This window comes from Pseudomonas sp. WJP1, assembly GCF_028471945.1.
Taxonomy (GTDB): Bacteria; Pseudomonadota; Gammaproteobacteria; order Pseudomonadales; family Pseudomonadaceae; genus Aquipseudomonas.
The window spans coordinates 3,461,655-3,476,037 of record NZ_CP110128.1 but is presented as its reverse complement, the minus strand read 5'-3'; the positions used below and the strand labels follow the sequence as shown (position 1 = coordinate 3,476,037).

Annotated in this window: 9 protein-coding genes and 1 pseudogene; 3 read left to right on the top strand and 7 right to left on the bottom strand. The window is 59.4% G+C overall.

Features of this window, described 5'->3' with window-relative positions; translation table 11 throughout:
- Positions 1 to 31: 31 nt before the first annotated feature.
- From OH720_RS15610 to OH720_RS15580, 7 genes are all read right to left on the bottom strand, one after another.
- Positions 32 to 556 carry a phage tail protein gene (locus OH720_RS15610; protein WP_272606367.1) on the bottom strand — a complete coding sequence of 175 codons (525 nt, stop codon included), beginning with the start codon at positions 554 to 556 and terminating at the stop codon, positions 32 to 34.
- 59 nt (positions 557 to 615) lie between these two features.
- Positions 616 to 2,895 (bottom strand): phage tail sheath family protein, encoded by a 2,280-nt coding sequence (locus OH720_RS15605; RefSeq protein WP_272606366.1) that lies wholly within the window; start codon positions 2,893 to 2,895, stop codon positions 616 to 618.
- A gap of 1,202 nt (positions 2,896 to 4,097) precedes the next feature.
- On the bottom strand, positions 4,098 to 6,596 hold the full coding sequence (locus OH720_RS15600; RefSeq protein ID WP_272606365.1) for a proprotein convertase P-domain-containing protein: 2,499 nt from the start codon (positions 6,594 to 6,596) through the stop codon (positions 4,098 to 4,100).
- Positions 6,597 to 7,434: 838 nt separating this feature from the next.
- The gene (locus OH720_RS15595; RefSeq protein ID WP_272606364.1) at positions 7,435 to 8,067 is read right to left on the bottom strand and encodes a glycoside hydrolase family 75 protein; all 633 of its coding nucleotides are present in this window, start codon (positions 8,065 to 8,067) and stop codon (positions 7,435 to 7,437) included.
- Between the two features lie 249 nt (positions 8,068 to 8,316).
- The gene (locus tag OH720_RS15590; RefSeq protein ID WP_272606363.1) at positions 8,317 to 9,753 is read right to left on the bottom strand and encodes an MFS transporter; all 1,437 of its coding nucleotides are present in this window, start codon (positions 9,751 to 9,753) and stop codon (positions 8,317 to 8,319) included.
- 56 nt (positions 9,754 to 9,809) lie between these two features.
- On the bottom strand, positions 9,810 to 10,625 hold the full coding sequence (gene aroE, locus OH720_RS15585; protein ID WP_272606362.1) for a shikimate dehydrogenase: 816 nt from the start codon (positions 10,623 to 10,625) through the stop codon (positions 9,810 to 9,812).
- Between the two features lie 20 nt (positions 10,626 to 10,645).
- Positions 10,646 to 11,410 carry an SDR family oxidoreductase gene (locus OH720_RS15580; RefSeq protein WP_272606361.1) on the bottom strand — a complete coding sequence of 255 codons (765 nt, stop codon included), beginning with the start codon at positions 11,408 to 11,410 and terminating at the stop codon, positions 10,646 to 10,648.
- Positions 11,411 to 11,552: 142 nt separating this feature from the next.
- On the opposite strand from OH720_RS15580, the gene OH720_RS15575 reads away from it, so the two are divergent.
- From OH720_RS15575 to OH720_RS15570, 3 genes and pseudogenes are all read left to right on the top strand, one after another.
- Positions 11,553 to 12,452 carry a LysR substrate-binding domain-containing protein gene (locus OH720_RS15575; protein ID WP_272606360.1) on the top strand — a complete coding sequence of 300 codons (900 nt, stop codon included), beginning with the start codon at positions 11,553 to 11,555 and terminating at the stop codon, positions 12,450 to 12,452.
- A 167-nt stretch (positions 12,453 to 12,619) separates the two neighbouring features.
- Positions 12,620 to 12,901: pseudogene (locus OH720_RS31885) on the top strand (PAS domain-containing protein); the annotation flags it as partial.
- A 21-nt stretch (positions 12,902 to 12,922) separates the two neighbouring features.
- Complete coding sequence (locus OH720_RS15570) at positions 12,923 to 14,185, top strand: methyl-accepting chemotaxis protein (protein WP_442967317.1); 1,263 nt, start codon at positions 12,923 to 12,925, stop codon at positions 14,183 to 14,185.
- Positions 14,186 to 14,383 lie beyond the last annotated feature (198 nt).

The window sequence follows — 14,383 nt, the reverse complement described above, 5'->3', positions numbered from 1 at the left end:
TGACGGACTCGTCGCACGACTTCACAGCCTGTCAACTGGGCTCGTTGAAGCTCGGCTCGCTGGGTTCGACCACTTCATAGTCACGCTCCCAACCCTCGTTCTCGAGTTTCAACCGGGAAATCGCCACGGCGTTGGCATTGGCGTCCAGGTCCGGCAGCGACTGAAACTCGCTGACCCAGCAGCGGAACACCTTGTACGCAAGAGCCAACTGGCCGGCCTCGTTGTACAACTCGATAATGATGTCCTTGCGAAAATCCTTGAGCGAGGTCTCCGCGCCCAGGCCCGAGGCGAAATTCCAGACCTTGTTGGCCCATTGTTCAAAGCTGCTGTCGTGGGTGACCCCGCGCTCGAGCGTAATGGCCTCGAACTCGGTACGCCCCGGCGATTTGCGGCTACTGCTGGGGTCGCCACCTTCGCGATGCTTGACCACCTCGGTGGTGCGCTTGAGTGCCGATACCTTGCTGATACCGGCAACGTAACGGCCATCCCATTTGATACGGAATTTGAAGTTCTTGTACGGATCGAATCGCTGGGCGTTGATGTTGAACTGAGCCATGTCCTTTCTCTCCGATGCAGCGGTTCAACAGTTGCCCGAGCGGGCAACTGCGGCCTTGATCACACTTGAATCTGCCCCGCCAGTTGCGCAATGGTGATCACTACGAACTCCGCCGGTTTCAGCGGGGCAAACGCGACCAGGATATTGACCACCCCACGGTTGATGTCGTCCTGGGTGGTGGTTTCCCGGTCGCATTTGACCAGGTAGGCTTCACGCGGCGTCTTGCCCTGGAAGGCACCCTGGCGAAACAGGTTATTCATGAAGGCACCGAGATTGAGGCGAATCTGCGCCCAGAGCGGCTCGTCATTGGGTTCGAAGACCACCCACTGGGTACCGCGATACAGGCTTTCTTCCAGGAACAAGGCCAGTCGACGGACCGGAACATATTTATATTCCGAAGTCATTTGGTCTGCCCCGCGCAGGGTCCTGGCGCCCCAGGACACCGCGCCGTAGACCGGGAAGTTGCGCAGGCAGTTGACTCCCAGCGGGTTGAGAGTGCCGTTTTCGCGGTCATTGAGTGAGTAGCTCAGCGCTTGTACCCCAACCAGGCTAGCCTCAGTGCCGGCCGGTGCTTTCCACACACCGCGGTCGCCGTCGGTGCGCGCGTAGAGCCCGGCCACGGTGCCGCAGGGTGCGCTCAGGCGCAGCTTGCCGTTTTTCAAAGGGTCGGCGATGGCGATCCAGGGATAGTAGACAGCGGCGTGATCGGACTTGGGCAAAGCCTTTTTGAAAGTCTCGACCATCTCATCCGGCGCGACACTCGTCAGCGGCGCATCAATCACGAAAAACGCCCGGCGTTCCTCGCAGTAGACCGCAGCATCCATCAGTACTCCGACCTCCGTGATTCCCGGGAGACAGAGAATGTTGAACAAGTCCACCGCTTCCAGGGCATACAGCCCTTTGCGAGTGGCTCGATCGGCAATGAATGCGGCGTAGACATCATCCGGCGTATAGGCCGTTTCGGCCCCACCTTGCAGGGTGATGTAGAACGGCGGGGCAATAGACGAACCGGCCAACAAGTGCAGTTCACTGGCTATGCTGTTGGACGGTGCCTCGGAGACCACAATGCTGGAAGTCGCAGTCTGACTGCCCGTTGTGAGCACCAGGGTGCTGCCCGCCACCGTGCAGGTGAAATTTTTATAAGCGTCTACGTTTATCCTTTTTTCGCGAACCGTTGCTTGAATGCGCGCGGCCACATCGGCCAGTTTCACCGCCAGGTTCCCGGTAACGTCCCCGCCACCAATGTCGATGAGATCCGGGCCATAGCCGTCGAGGCTGATGTACAGGCTGGTGTGGGTGGAATTCGGCAGATTATTCAGATCGTTGGCGCCGAAGGTATCGCTCGTCAGTGTTGCGGGGCCGGGCACCGGCACGGGCCGGATGGCCGCGACCGCATCGGAATCGGTGCCAAGGGCTTCGCTACCCAGGCCGAGCACTGCGCGAGCGTTGTTTTGCAGGCCGGGTAGCACCCGGACACTCGAAAATTCGCCACCGACGCCCGAAGTCATGAGGATCGTCTGAGTGTTGACCGGTCGCGTGCAGGTGAAATTCTGATAGGCCAATTGGCTATTGGCCTGTGCCTGCACCTTGGCCTGGATCGCCGCGCAGAGTGAGTCCAGGCGCTGGGTCGGCGTAGCCCCGCTGATGTCCGTCGGCAGCGTGATCACCACCTCAAGCGGCGGCAGGCTGTTTACACTCAGGCGAAAGGCGTTGTGATTGGCGTCCAGCAGCTTCTCCACATCAACCAGACTGGCGCTGCGCGAGGTGGCAGGGGACAGAGCGTCCAGGGCCGTTTTGTCAAGCAGCCGAGTCAGCTTCACCAATTTAGAAATGTCGTTGATCTGGTCGAGTGCGTAACGGGCATCCTTTGAATTCAAGGAAAGATTTTCAAAGCGCTCGGTGCGGCCATCCACCGCACGGACCAGTGTCATGTTGAACGTGCTGCCGGGTGTCAGGGTCAGGTAATCCACCCGCACTTCGATGCCGTTACCTGCAATACCTTCGTCCAGTGCCTCGACCTTCAACACATCGATAGCATCAGCGTTGTGCAGGGTTTTGTTGGCCGTGTTGGCACTTTTGACGATACGTACGGCGTAGGCATCGGTGCCGCCGTTCTGGAAGAACTGGCGCACGGCATAACCCATCTCGGAGTCCGTCGCCAAGCCGCCGAAACTCCGCTCGTAATCAGCAAAACTGAACAAACGTATGGCTTTGTTGATCGGCCCGCGCGGCGCGCAGCCAACAAAGGCCGCCACGGAAGTCGCGACACCCGTGATGGTGCGCACGCCACTGGTCACTTCATCGATATAGACGCCTGGATAACTAAGTTGGGCAGGCATGGGGAGTCCTTACCGGATAGGCTGCAGTAGGTTGATGGCTCTAGACCTCCAGAGGCTCGCGCCTCACACCCAACTCTAATGCATCCGGATTCAAACCATTGCCCGGAAATCGTTGATGACCTGGTCACTGTTTGTATTGCGCGGCGCAACACTTATGCCCATGGTCCGAAGGTAATATTAGATATAGATGAGTTTTTTATATTCGACAACCCGTAATATCTAATAACTTCTCGCTATGACACTTACAACAAGAAGCTCATTGGGTTTTTAGCACTGTCTATTGTTTTGCTCGCGATTATTATGCCTCATGGAAATTAAAGTCCTCGCGACTCCCCTCTTCAACTTCACGCCAGTGTTAAGATGGTAAAACACATGTAATGAGTAAGCTTTTCGGCGTTTGTTGTATAACTTATCGTCGAAGCCGCGCACCTCGATGCACTGGCAGCGGACACCCTCGCGGCGGCTGCAGCCTTAGGCCACGTCGACCTTTCCGGCGATGTCCGGCGTAATAATATCCCTGCCCGGGGAAATCAAATCACCAAGATGTAGAATGACATGGTTATACGGCCATATATCAATGAGCTATCGACGCATTACAAAATTAATCTATCCCCAGCAACTCAACGTGCTCGACAGCCAAATACCCACATGGTCAATCTATAGCTTCCAGACACTGGCAAGGTTCAAGTTGAACAATAAGCCCACCGTACTCGCCACGCAGTACACTCAAATGTAATCGACTCGTGCCGACGCCCAGAAAGTAGCCGTGCAGGTGACACGCAGCCCCCAACCACATAAAAACATTATGAATAATGAGGCAGAGCATTCCATCAAGGTTTCCGACATCAAGAGAGCTGCCAGCAAGCCATGGCAGGTTCCGATAGGACTGTACGTGTCAACCCGCTATTACCCAGCAACCCATGTGTTAATGGCGGCGCAACTAGCGACGACAATAGAAACAGCAAGCCATAAAGCTGCGTAACCCCACGAGAGCCACCCTTAAAGAAACATAATTTTATTCCTGATAGTAATGTTGGCAGGAAGACGTGTAGCACTTCGACGATGTTGCGAATACGGGTCCGCGCGCGTACCTTCACGACCGCTTCTGCAGCTTTCACCACCGAAACCGTCCCGCTGTCGCCGCGTAACTGCGTATTCGCGAGCATCTTTGCGGCCGTCTCGCGTACACCGGCTGCCAGGGCCTATCCCTGCAACTGGATGCGTAGACTCCAGCGGTTCAGCTTGCCCAAATCGCGAGTGGCCAGGTCTTGGATCTGCAGGGTCCACTTGCCATCGCAGGCTTCGCCTCGCAACACTTGCAATGCCACTGCTGCTTTGGAGGCGTAGGTTGCCCGCAGGTTATCGGTGTCGCCGCCCGCACGGTTATGCAGCACGACATCCGTACCCGCTGGCGAACGCAGCACCACACGCAGGTCACCGATGTAGGTGTGGGTGATGTCGACAGCTACCTCAAGGTCCCCGATAAGCCCAGTCTCGACCACTTCCAGCACGCGTTCGATACCCGCGGCCTGGTTGTCCGGAATCGTTGCACCAGGCGCGTCCTGTCCGGTTATCACCAGCGTTGGCGCACTCACGCCAACTTCCAGCGACCACTCCTCCAACCGCCCAGTGTCCGCCGATGCCACATCGCGTACCCACAGCGTCCAGTCGCCGTGCCCTTCCTCACCGTCGAAACCGCGCAGGGCCGGCAACGTTGATGTGTCCCAGGTGCGGGCGAGGTTGTTGCCACCGCCGCCGGCGCGGTCATGCAGTACCACCTGGCGGCCAGACGGTGCGATCAGCGTGATCACCAGGTCGCCGATGTATGTATGCCGCAGATCCATTGCCACCCGCAGGAAGTTCAGCGCACCTCGCTGCTCAACAACCAGGAGGTCGCGAATACCCTCGACCTGGTTGTCGGGAATCTCCTTGCCAGGCCGGGAGACATGGCGCCCTCCGGGCTGCGGTTGCGGCTCGGGGCCACGGCGAAGTTCCAACGCCAGGGCCACTGCACGCTCGGCATCCACTCGCCCGTGCCCGAACCAGGGGCTCCAGGTACCGTCGGCGTGGTCGATATCCTGGAAGTTACCGCTGTCAAAGGGTGCGATCGGCGAGACATCCCAGGACGTATTCAGGTCATAGTTCGCCGGTGGGGTACGTGCATAGGGCGTCGTATCCAGATCCTTGGCCGCAGTGCGACGCAGCACCGATGCCACCTCTAGCGCGCCAAGCCCTGGGTTCGCCGAAATCACCAGTGCTGCAATGCCGGCAGCCAGTGGTGTCGCGCTGGAAGTACCACCGAACTCGGCGGTGAAGTTACCGGATTCCCCGCTGGTGGTGGTGATGCCCAGCCCTGACACCTCCATGCGGGAGAAACTATGACTGTTGCTCGACGGAGCGCATATCTCGATACCCGTGCCGTAATTGGAGTAATGGCTACGGCGCGCGGTACTGGCGAGCGCGGCCACGTGCATCACACCCGGGATCTCCACCAGGTTGTTGACGAAGCTGCGCGCCGTCTGCACGCCTTCCCATTGCCACGCACCTGCCACGTGCACCCAGCCATGTGTATGGGGCACGTCCTGGTTCGCCACGTGCAGGATCGGGCAGTCCTCATTGCCCGCCGCCCACAGGAACAGGATGCCCCGCCCTCGCCGCCCGCCAGAGGTCGTGAGCTGCCTGATGCGGCTGATGACCGGGGAGGCGTAGATTGAAGTCGGCACTGAACCCCAGGAATTCGACAGTACGTCCACTTTGTCGGCGATGAAGGCCAGTGCGGTCAGCAACTTCGAATCATTGATCAGAAGCGACGGCCCCTGGGATTCCCACTTGATTGGCAACAGCCGGCAACCCGGCGCCGCCCCTACTGTCAGCACTGCATCGGCTTCGCCGGCGATCACTCCGGCACACGAGGTACCATGGTCGGCGTCGCGTTGGTACATGCGGGCGGGCTGGGCACCGACGTCCAGGTTGGTGACCAGGCGCGAGCCGTTGAAATACCCCCAGGCAGCGAACTTCCCGGGCGAGTCGAAATCGGGGTGGTCGAGTTTGCAGCCATCATCGGAGACGCCGACCACCACTTCAGCGCTGCCGAAGTTATCGAGCAACAACCACGCCGGTTCGCAGCGAGCATTGGCCCTGGGGTCCACCTCAGGATCCGCGAAATGGCCATGGAGATGCCATTGGCGTGCGTACTGTGGATCAGTGGGCGGCAAAATCGCCTGCTTCGCGACAATATAGTTGAGGTCGTTCTCGGCCAGCTCCACCAGCGGTTCTTCCTCGCAGAGTTGGACCACCAGCTTCACCGGATTGATACCGGTGTGGTTGGTCAACTCGAACAGGAAATCACGCTCCGAATAGTGCTCGCGCTGCAGCAGCCCGTAGCGCCCGGCAAACTCGGCTATCTGCTCGGGAGTCAGGCGGTCCTTGAAGGTGACGAATACCCGGTCGGTGATCAGGAAATCCTGGCCCGTGTCGGCCAGCGTGTAGGCGTGATGGGTAGGCGCTATTTCCCGCGACAGTGCCATCGTTGCCTCCAACTCATGTGGCGGCACCGTTACCCGAGTCGACCCTGGCGATGCTGTCTCGCCCGCCTCGGCGATGCCAGCGGCCCGCAGCGTGTCCGGCAATGCCCGGGCAATGAATTGGTCAGGGCGTTTTTCCAGATCCAGCTTCTTGCCACCGCGATAGGTGTAAGTCATGGCCTTGCTCCTTCAATACGATACCTGTTGTCTGCGTTCGTTTCTGACGCACCCTTTTAGGATGATTGAGAATCTCTGCGCGAACCTAAGTCTGCATTCGGTTGTTCGTGCATCAGTACCGTTGTCCGTGACTATTTTGAAATGAAGATATCAGCAGAGCATCTTGGACACGATATCTTCTATCCTTTCCCGAGGCATTCGAGAAGCCGACACAGGAATTACCGAATTCCCGATGACTTTCAGGGCAGTGAACAAATTAGTTGCACCATCGCACACCCCTAGCAATCTTCAATGCGATAAAACCTATTACTGTTTTTGCAAGAAGCCAGAGATCCAGAACCCTAAAACTGCGAAAGCGCCAGCGATAAATCCGTTGTGACAGTTAAAGTCCAGACACCATTAAAATACAATGCAAACACTAACGATTCGACGTTAAATCGTAGTTACATCAGAGACCGAAGCATCAGGCTAATGGGTTTTACTTACCCACTACCCACTTCAGTCGTGTAGGTTTTTTGAGAATAGATAGGGATCCAGCTTTATCAAAGAAACTTCCAACCGCCCGTCGCCAATCGATAGAAAGATTGCGACCTACCGAACCAATACTTATAGTCATTCACTATTATTGATGTCGACAAGCGACAATACATACTTCATTAAATCATGCATTTCAATGAGATGAGTTACTTCAATACACTTGGACCGGTTGAAATGAAACCGTCATTTGCGCGCCGTAATTTGCAAGCGGACATTCGTGATGAGGGTACGGCATGACAAACGAAAGTTGAGAGTCGGTCTAACACAGATTCTCAATCACCTGCAGCTCGAATACGCTTCTTCAAGATCGTTGCAGTTCGTAACCCGGTGCAGGAGTACCGGGCCACAGCTCATAAAAAACTTCGGCGCGTTCCAACCCACCATGGCGCGGGCTTTGCGGAATGCCTAGCGCCCTGGCAGCAGCGATGCTCAACTCCCCTATTCGGTTACTGGGGCCTCTGTCAGCAACCACGCAATCAACCGACTTGCCGTTCCAGGATACACGGGCGGCGCATCCTCGAACGATTCCTCTGGTTTCCTGGACAATCAATGGCGGTACAACGATGTAGGCAACGGTTTCTGCGTCCACATAAGCCGCTGGGTCATTAAGTGCGAGATGTCGATGGCGGTACCAGGTTGTCGAGGCGATAATTCCACCGGGAAAGACGCGCGGTTCATTGTCAGCACCCAGGATGACAATGCTTCTGGCCCAGGAATGCGCACATATCACCTTGCCGCCTACACGTTTCATTCCTCCATTGGCCAGAAACTCGCTGCCCGAATCATCTTCCATGTAAGCGGCGGGAGCCCCGTTCTGCCCATTGGCGCCATCTGCGTCGATATCTGCATCTGCCGTGAAGTAGACCCTGCCGTGGTCGTCTTCATAGATTGTGCTTGAGTAATTCTCACCGTTTATGATCCCGATCTCACGCATTTGGATCCTCCAGGAGGTGGATTCACCTCCGTGCTGTGCTGGCTGCTCGCTAAGCACAGCAGATTTTCAGACAATTTCAATGCTCCAACCCTCTCCCGCCGTTACGCTGAATCACGCCAAAATCCGCCCCTTGAATGGGGAGCGCGTGGAACTGTCGCGTAGCCCAAAGAGCCATTCGCTTCAAGCTGCGCGACAAGATCGACCGTTGAGCGAGTCGTTTGATGAAGGCACAGGTCTGACTGGTTCATCTCACACTGCGCGTGCGCTGGTTCCGGACTGGATAGGCCTCGCTGTTGCGGCGTTGGCTATTTCCCAGGCATCACGTGCTTCGTCCAGGTCACGGTTGAGGGTTTCCGGGGTCCTGAACGTGGCGTACAGGGTGATCAACGTGAGCAGCGTCAGGTAGCAGGCAATCGGCAGCCAGGCTTTGACACCGGCGCTGGCGTCGCCGTCGTGGCTCGCCACGACCAGCGCGATGATGCTGGCACCGATCATCGGCGCAATGCCACCGGCGATCACGGCCGACACTTCCCGGGCGATCGACACCCCCATGTAGCGGTGACGCGAGCCGAACAGTTCAGGCAAGAGCGCCGCCTGGGTACCGAACATGCCCCAGGTACCGATGCCCAGCGCGATGGAGATGGCTACGATGCTCGCCGCCACGTTGCCCAGGCTCAGCACCCACCACACCGGGAAGGCCAGTGCCAGTTGCAGCAGCGCGAAAGCGCGGTAGACCACGACACGACCGAAGCGATCGCTGAGTTTGCCGGCAATCGGCACGGTCATCGCGCCGAGACTTGCCGCGCAGATAAGGGTCAGCACGCCCACCGGCCCTTGCAGCCCCACCACCCCAACGATGTAGCTCACGGCCAGGGCCTGGTAAATCGATGACCCCCCGTTTTCCCCCAGGCGCAGGCCGATACCGACGAGCAAGGTTGGCCGGGAATGGGTCATCGCACTTTTCAGCGGGTTGACGCATACGCGCTTGAGCGCCTTGAGGCGGATGAAGGTCGGCGACTCCCTGAGCGACAGGCGCATGTACAGGCCCAATGCAACGATCACCACGCTGCTGTAGAACGGCAAACGCCACAGCCCGCTCTCGATCACGTTGTCATTGCCGCTGACCACCAGGAAATACACCAGCGCCGCGAGGATGGTGCCCAACTGGATGCCGAGGAACGGCAAGGCGGCATAGAAACCGCGCCGGCCCTCGGGGGCGTACTCGGTCATCATCACCGCGGCACCGGCCTGTTCGGCACCGGCGCCCAGCCCCTGGAGCAGACGCAGGATCACCAGCAGTACCGGTGCCAGGTAGCCGACCTGATGGAAGGTGGGCAAGGCGCCGATCAGGGTGCTGGAAATGCCCATCAGCAGCACCGTCGACGCCAGCACGAACTTGCGCCCCACGCGGTCACCGATCATGCCGAACAGTACGCCGCCCAGCGGCCGTATCGCAAAGCCCAGGAAGTAGGTGCCGAAGCTGGCGATCAGGCTCATGGCGCGGGTCTGTTCCGGAAAGAACAGCGGCCCGAAAATCAGCGCCGAGGCCAGCGTGTAAAGCGCGAAGTCGTAATATTCCAGGGCACTGCCCAGGGAGCAGGCCCAGGCGGCACGGTGCAAGTCTTTCTTGCGCTCGCGGGCGTCGGGGGTCGAAGTGATGTCGGATGGAGAATGATCGTGAGTCATCTGGGTACCTCCAGGTGCCTTTACGGCATCTTGTTATTGACAGGTCGTTGGGGTGCTTACAGTTTCAACCGCCGGATTTCCTGGAGCATGGCCTGCTCCATGATGTCGATGGGTGCCTCTTTGCCGGTGTACAACTCGATTTGCCGACAGGCCTGGTGCACCAACATGCGCGTGCCGGCCACGGTGCGGCAACCCAGGGCCTTGGCTTGCAGCAACAGAGCGGTGTGCACTGGCATGAACGCCACATCCATGACGATCAGGTGGCTGGCCAAGCGGCCATCCAGCGGGTTGTTGTCCGGCTGCTTGAAGCCCACGGAAGTCGCGTTGATGACGATATCGAAGCTCTTGGCCGTGAACGCCTCGAGGCTACCGCCCCAGCGGGCGCCCAGATCTTCGGCCAGAGCGGCACCGCATTCGAGACTGCGGTTGAACACCGTGACCTCCCCCGCCGCTTGCAGGCAACCGTAGACCACCGCTCGGGCAGCGCCGCCGGCACCGATCACGGCGATACGCTTGTTGTGCAGTTCGGTGACTTCCTGCAGGGCGCGCACCGCGCCCAAGTGGTCGGTGTTGTAGCCGGTCAGAACCCCGTCGACGTTGTTGATGGTGTTGACCGCGCCGATCACCCGGGCCGATTCGTCGATCGTATCCAGATAAGGCATCACCGCCGTTTTATAGGGCATGGAGACGTTCATGCCGCGCACGCCGAGGGCGCGAATCGCCGCCACGGCGGCAACCGGGTCTTCGACGCCGAAACAGACAAAGGTGTAGTCCAGCTCCAGGGCGTCATAGGCAGCGTTGTGGATCTTTGCCGAGAGCGAAAACGGCGAACCCATGATTGAGCCGCAGAGGGTTGGCAGGGATTGAGGCATGTGGGTGTCCTTCGGATGAGTTAGACGACGCTGGTCAAGCCACCATCGACGAAGAGGGTCTGGCCGTTGACGAAGTCGGACGCTGGCGAGGCAAGGAAAACTGCCGCGCCGCACAGTTCCTCGACATGGCCCCAGCGCCCGGCGGGTGTGCGTTGCACCAGCCACTCGCAAAACGCCGGGTCGTCGACCAGCGCCTGGTTCAGCTCGGTCTGGAAATAGCCGGGGGCCAGGGCATTGATCTGCAGGCCTAGACCTGCCCAGTCGGCACACATGCCACGGGTGAGCATGCGCACGGCGCCCTTGCTGGCGGCATAGGGCGCGATGGAGCGCCGCGCCAGTTCGCTTTGCACTGAACCTACGTTGATGATCTTGCCGCGCCGGCGAGCGATCATGTGCCGGGCCACCGCCTGGGACACATTGAATACGCCGTCGAGGTTGGTGCTAATCAGCCGGTGCCAGTCTTGCGCACGGACGTCTTCTAGTGCCTGGCGATGCTGCAGCCCGGCGTTGTTGATCAGAATGTCGATCGGACCGAGGCGGTTTTCCAGCCCATCGATGGCGGTCGCGACGGCGTGGTGGTCGGTCACGTCGAACACCACGTATTCGGCGTCCAGGCCTTCATCGCGTAATAGCGCGCAGGCGCTCTGGGCGCGCTCGGCATCGCGGCCATTGAGCACCACCCGGGCGCCCGCTTGTGCCAGCCCACGGGCCAGGGCCAGGCCGATGCCGCGCACTGAGCCGGTGATCAGCGCCCGACGCCGGTTCAGGCGAAAGTTATCGATCATGTGTGTCTCCCTGTGCTGGATTTACGAATGGGCCATGACGTCACTTTCAACCGCTACCGCCTGGGCGTGCCAATCGTTTATGGTGATGCCGTGATCACCGTTCGTGATCACCAAGCACGCTGTAGCCCATCGGGAGCCTCAAGTGGAACTCAAGCATCTGCGCGCTTTTACGGCCTTGGCCGAAGAACTGCACTTTGGTCGCGCGGCGGCGCGCCTGCACATTGTCCAGCCGGCCTTGAGTGCACAGATACGTGCCCTGGAAGAAGATGTCGGGGCGCAGTTGTTCGAGCGTGACCGCCACCGGGTCGAATTGACTGAAGAGGGAGCGCTGTTTCTGCCTGAGGCCCTGGCGACCCTGCGCCAGGCCGGGCGTGCCCGTGAGGTGTTGCAGCAGGCCGCGGCCGGAGAGGTCGGGGTGTTGCGCCTGGCATTTGTGTCTTCGACGCTGTCGCACTTGTTGCCGGTGCTCGTGCGTACGCTGGAGGAGCGCTACCCGCGTATCGAACTGGAACTCAAGGACATGCCTTCGCTGCCGCAGGCCCGGGCCTTGCTGGACAACGCCCTGGATTTCGGCCTGGTGCGCCTGCCCTTGAATCTGCCTGGCGTGCACACACGCCTGCTCTTCGAGGAATCGCTGGTGGTGGCGCTGCCGCAGGACCACCCGTTGTGCGCCCAACGCCGTATAAAACCTCAGGATCTGCTCGGGTGTCCGATGCTGGTGCTGGCGCGCAAGTTCGCGCCCGGTTTGTATGACCAGATGCTGGCGGGTTTCCACCGACGCAAGATCACCCTGACGATTGCCCGGGAGATGGGCGAGTTCACCACCCAGTTGGCGTTGGTGGCCGCCGGCCTGGGCGTCGGCATCCTGCCAAGCGGTGCCGCATCGGCGCTGCCCATCGGCGTCGTGATCCGCCCGTTGGCGCTGGCCATGAGCGGAGCCGGCATCGGCGTGGCCTGGACCGGCCTGGAAAACCCGCGCAAGCGGGCGCTGATGCAGGTACTCGACGAACTCTATCCCGCCTCGAGCCCCGAACTCACTTAGGGACAGTAGGGAAAGCTGGGGGCACACCTGCAGTTGTCATCAAATGAAAAGAAAGTGTCGTCGACTGCGGGGTCGGCGATCACGGAATGCGTGTAGAACACAACCGCGTATTTTTCTGATGTACCTGTTCAAGACCCTAATAATAATCCGTACAGGGATCGCATTTTATGCGTGTGAATCTGCCCGTAACCGACCACGAAAGATTATTCCCCGCCGAACAACGCCTGATCTCCACCACCGATCTTGATAGTCGAATCACTTACTGCAATGACGCCTTTGTCGACATCAGCGGTTTTACCTTCGACGAACTGGTCGGCCAGACGCATAACATGGTCCGCCACCCCGATATGCCGCCTGGGGTATTCGTGCACATGTGGCACACCATCAAGCAAGGCAAGCCCTGGATGGGCATTGTGAAAAATCGGGCGAAGAATGGTGATTATTATTGGGTCAGTGCCTATGTCACGCCCATGTATGAAAACGGCCGCCTGAGTGGTTACGAGTCGGTTCGCTCGGTGCCCACTCGCGACCAGGTGCGCAGGGCAAGCGTGCTCTATGCAAGGATGCGCGCCGGCAAGCCGATCGTCGCGCTGAGTGCGCGGATTTTCCGGCCGCTGCAACAGGGCTGGCCATTACTGATGGCAACCACGGTTTCACTGCTGGCTGATCAGTGGCTGACAAAGACGGCGGCCCAGGGGGTACTGGTGGTGAGCCTGGGGATTGCCTGGTTCCTGATCGTGTCCCGACAACGCAGTGCCATACAACGCACTCTGGCCGAACATCCGAAAGCCTTTGCCGATCGGTTGGTAGCCCTTACCTACAGTGACAACCATGGTCCCCAGGGGCAACTGGACATGGCCATGCTCAGTGAGGAGGCGCGCTTGCAGACCGCCTTGAGCCGGCTCGTCGATGCCGGGGTCAGTGTGAAGGCCAAGGCGGCGCAGTCATCGGAGCTATCCGGCTTGCAAGCGCAGGCGCTTGACCGCCAGCGCAGCGAAACCGATCAGTCCGCCGCCGCCATCTCGCAAATGGCGGCAACCAATCTGCAAGTCACGCAAAACGTCATCACTACGGCCCATGCCGCCTGCGATGCTGACCAGTTGACGAGGGATGGCAGCGAGTTAGCCGGGCAAAGCCTGCGCGCCATGGAGGCCATGAACGCCGCCGTCAACGAAATCGGCCAGGCGGTCAATGCGCTGGCGAGCGAGACGCAATCGATCGGGAGCGTCGTGGATGTCATCACGTCCATTGCCGAACAGACCAACCTGCTGGCACTCAATGCGGCCATCGAGGCGGCCCGGGCGGGTGAACAAGGACGCGGTTTTGCCGTGGTGGCCGACGAGGTGCGATCCCTGGCCCAGCGCACCCGCACCTCCACCGAGCAGATCCACGGCATCATCGCCTCCCTGCACATCGGTGCCGATCGCGCAGTGGCAACGGCGTCCCGGGGTGAGCAGATTTCCCGCGACAGCATGCAGCGTGTCGAGGCGGTGCAGGCTGCCCTGGTCGGCATCAGTCAGGCTGTCAGCCGGATCACCGATATGAGTCAGCAGATGGCGTCAGCGTCAGAAGAGCAAAGTCACGTGACTGAGGATATCAATCAACAGATCACGCGAATTGCCCAACTGTGCGATCACAGTGCCGGGCAGGCCAAGCAAGGCGCGGCAATCAGCCAGGACCTTGAAGTCATGGCTGAGTACTTGCACAGCCTGGCCGAGCGTTTTAACCGATAACCCCAGGCACTGCGACGGGCTGGTTCAGACCGTCGCTTGTGCCCGGCATGAGGCTATGCGAATCCAAGGAACGACAGGACGACCGCGATAACCACCACCAATCCGACGATGTAGATAATGCTGTTCATCAGTCCACCTCTCAATCTGACAGGATTGAAAAACGCGGGTGCGACAACCACTAGTTCATGCACCGTTGCT